We start from the raw sequence: 3,023 nt of genomic DNA, 5'->3' as shown, positions 1-3,023 counted from the left end.
GCTAAACGCAGGTCGGCGCGGGCGTATGATGGAGAGGTCGCATCGGGCGGGCTCAGGGGGCACCTAACACAGTCACCCCCCGTTTGGGTCTCACGACACGGGTTGCGTACACTGTCAAGTCGGTGTACTCATCGCGCCCGGATCCTGCGCGCTCGTGAATTCTCGCGAACGGACATTGGAGCCGGGCAGGAGTGTGCCGATGCACCACCCAGCCAAGCACTCAAGCTTTGACTGATCACACAGTGTAGCGACAGGAAATGCGGAGGACATGGGCAAGAAAGACGGGGCCATCGAGGTCGAAGGCCGCGTAGTCGAGCCGCTCCCCAACGCGATGTTCCGCGTCGAGTTGGAGAACGGCCACAAGGTCCTTGCACACATCAGCGGCAAGATGCGGCAGCACTACATCCGCATCCTGCCCGAGGACAGGGTTGTCGTGGAGCTCTCGCCCTACGACTTGTCACGTGGTCGCATCGTCTACCGCTACAAGTGATCACGACGAGTTAGCACAAGCAGGAGAGCAGGAGACGTGAAGGTCCAGCCGAGCGTCAAGAAGATCTGCGACAAGTGCAAGGTGATCCGCCGTCACGGCCGGATCATGGTGATCTGCGAGAACCTGCGGCACAAGCAGCGGCAGGGCTGATCACTCGCACTCGTACAGAGTGGATTGACGGCTACACAATCTCCCCGCACCTGCCGGGCCGTGCGAACGGCCCGGTTCACCCCCGGACTTCAGGCCGGGGCCGGGACACCCGAAGCGCAAGCCGAGGGCACGACAGGCGAGTCGGTCCCGGGACCGGACGGGGAGCAGACCTGGAGATGAATTCTATGAAGGAGCATCAACGCCAATGGCACGACTCGCTGGCGTAGACCTCCCCCGCGAAAAGCGGTTGGAGATCGCGCTGACCTACATCTACGGCATCGGCCGTACCCGCTCGAAGCAGCTCATCGCGGCTGCCGAGCTCAACGCGGACACTCGCGTCAAGGATCTGAGCGATGACGACCTCGCCAAGCTGCGGGTCTACATCGAGGAGAACTTCAAGGTCGAGGGTGACCTTCGCCGTGAGGTGAACGCCGACATCCGTCGGAAGATCGAGATCGGGTGCTACGAGGGCCTTCGCTGGCGTCGCGGGCTTCCCGTCCGTGGTCAGCGCACCAAGACGAACGCCCGCACCCGTAAGGGTCCGAAGAAGACGGTCGCCGGCAAGAAGAAGGCTGGCAAGAAGTGAGCGTCCAGGGCAAGAAGGTCGTGCGTATGGGCGGCGTCCACCGCCGCGGCTCGGCTTGTGTCTCGCCCAAGGCGCTCTACGCCCGCCCGATGGCGCTCCGCAACCTGTACACCGACGCCGGTTCGATCATCCGGCGCGGCCAGGCCGAAGCGGTCGCCGCTCACCAAGAGAACGCGCGCTAACAGGAGAACCCTCAGAACATGCCACCGAAGTCTCGTACTGCGGCGGGGGCCAAGAAGGTCCGCCGTAAGGAAAAGAAGAATGTCGCGCACGGTCACGCGCACATCAAGAGCACCTTCAACAACACCATCGTCTCGATCACGGACCCGACCGGTGCCGTGATCGCGTGGGCGTCGAGTGGTCACGTGGGCTTCAAGGGCTCGCGTAAGTCCACCCCGTTCGCCGCGCAGATGGCCGCCGAGAACGCCGCCCGCAAGGCTGCCGAGCACGGCATGAAGAAGGTCGACGTCTTCGTGAAGGGCCCGGGTTCGGGCCGCGAGACGGCGATCCGCTCGCTGCAGGCGGCCGGCCTCGAGGTCGGCACCATCCAGGACGTGACCCCGCAGCCTCACAACGGCTGCCGCCCGCCCAAGCGGCGCCGGGTCTGAGGAACGGGGAGGAGTAAGAAGAAATGGCTCGTTACACCGGCCCCGCGACGCGTATTTCGCGTCGCCTCAAGGTTGACCTCATCGGCGGCGACCAGGCTTTCGAGCGTCGCCCCTACCCGCCGGGCCAGCACGGCCGCGGGCGCATCAAGGAGTCCGAGTACCTCCTGCAGTCGCAGGAGAAGCAGAAGGCTCGCTACACCTACGGCGTTCTCGAGCGTCAGTTCGTCCGGTACTACAAGGAAGCCGTCCGGCGTCCTGGCAAGACCGGTGAGAACCTGCTGCAGATCCTCGAGTCCCGGCTGGACAACGTGATCTACCGCGCCGGCATCGCCCGCACCCGCCGTCAGGCGCGTCAGCTGGTGAGCCACGGCCACTTCCTGGTCAACGGCGTCAAGGTCAACGTCCCGTCCTACCAGGTCACGAAGTGGGACATCATCGACGTGCGGCCGAAGTCGTTCGCGATGCTGCCCTTCGTCGCGGCCAAGGAGTCGTTCGGCGAGCGTCCCGTTCCCGCGTGGCTCCAGGTCGTTCCGTCCAACCTCCGTGTGCTGGTCCACCAGCTCCCGGAGCGCGCTCAGATCGATGTTCCGGTCCAGGAACAGCTGATCGTCGAGCTCTACTCGAAGTGATCCATCATCGGGCCGGGGTCTCCCCGGCCCGATGTGGGCACGGGCGGCGGCGCCCGGAGTGCGCCGCCGCTTCGCCATCCCTTTCGGTGTCATATGGCGGGCGCCGTTTGGAAAGGAATTAGGAAAGATGCTGATTTCCCAGCGACCGGCTCTCGGCGAAGAGACGGTCAACGAGACCCGCTCCCGGTTCACCATCGAACCGCTGGAGCCCGGCTTCGGCTACACGCTCGGCAACTCGCTGCGGCGCACGCTGCTGTCGTCCATTCCGGGCGCGGCCGTGACGAGCATCCGCATCGACGGCGTGCTGCACGAGTTCACCACCGTTCCCGGGGTGAAGGAAGACGTCACCGACATCATCCTGAACCTCAAGGAGCTCGTGGTCTCCTCGGAAGAGGACGAGCCGGTCACCATGTACCTGCGCAAGCAGGGCCCCGGTGAGGTCACCGCCGCCGACATCGTGCCCCCGGCCGGTGTCACCGTGCACAACCCGGATCTGCACATCGCGTCGCTGAACGGCAAGGGCAAGCTCGAGATCGAGCTCGTCGTCGAGCGCGGCCGCG

At 65.0% G+C, this 3,023-nt stretch carries 6 protein-coding genes and 1 pseudogene; all 7 read left to right on the top strand.

Annotated elements, in window-relative coordinates; genetic code table 11:
* Positions 1-268: 268 nt before the first annotated feature.
* Positions 269-490 (top strand): translation initiation factor IF-1, encoded by a 222-nt coding sequence (infA, locus tag AVR91_RS24305; protein ID WP_005166804.1) that lies wholly within the window; start codon positions 269-271, stop codon positions 488-490.
* 36 nt (positions 491-526) lie between these two features.
* On the top strand, positions 527-640 hold the full coding sequence (gene rpmJ, locus AVR91_RS24300) for a 50S ribosomal protein L36 (protein ID WP_004558882.1): 114 nt from the start codon (positions 527-529) through the stop codon (positions 638-640).
* A 205-nt stretch (positions 641-845) separates the two neighbouring features.
* Positions 846-1,226: a 30S ribosomal protein S13 gene (gene rpsM / locus AVR91_RS24295; protein WP_005166805.1), complete on the top strand. Its 381-nt coding sequence runs from the start codon at positions 846-848 to the stop codon at positions 1,224-1,226.
* Positions 1,223-1,408, top strand: a complete 186-nt coding sequence (locus AVR91_RS24290) for a hypothetical protein (protein WP_005166807.1) — start codon at positions 1,223-1,225, stop codon at positions 1,406-1,408. Before rpsM ends, AVR91_RS24290 begins: the two co-directional genes overlap by 4 nt.
* A gap of 18 nt (positions 1,409-1,426) precedes the next feature.
* Complete coding sequence (rpsK, locus tag AVR91_RS24285; protein WP_004558885.1) at positions 1,427-1,834, top strand: 30S ribosomal protein S11; 408 nt, start codon at positions 1,427-1,429, stop codon at positions 1,832-1,834.
* A gap of 23 nt (positions 1,835-1,857) precedes the next feature.
* Positions 1,858-2,463 carry a 30S ribosomal protein S4 gene (rpsD, locus tag AVR91_RS24280; RefSeq protein WP_007031054.1) on the top strand — a complete coding sequence of 202 codons (606 nt, stop codon included), beginning with the start codon at positions 1,858-1,860 and terminating at the stop codon, positions 2,461-2,463.
* Positions 2,464-2,590: 127 nt separating this feature from the next.
* Positions 2,591-3,023: pseudogene (locus tag AVR91_RS24275) on the top strand (DNA-directed RNA polymerase subunit alpha); the annotation flags it as partial.

The organism is Amycolatopsis keratiniphila subsp. keratiniphila (assembly GCF_001620365.2).
Classification (GTDB): domain Bacteria; phylum Actinomycetota; class Actinomycetes; order Mycobacteriales; family Pseudonocardiaceae; genus Amycolatopsis; species Amycolatopsis keratiniphila.
This window is presented reverse-complemented; position numbering and strand designations above follow the sequence as displayed.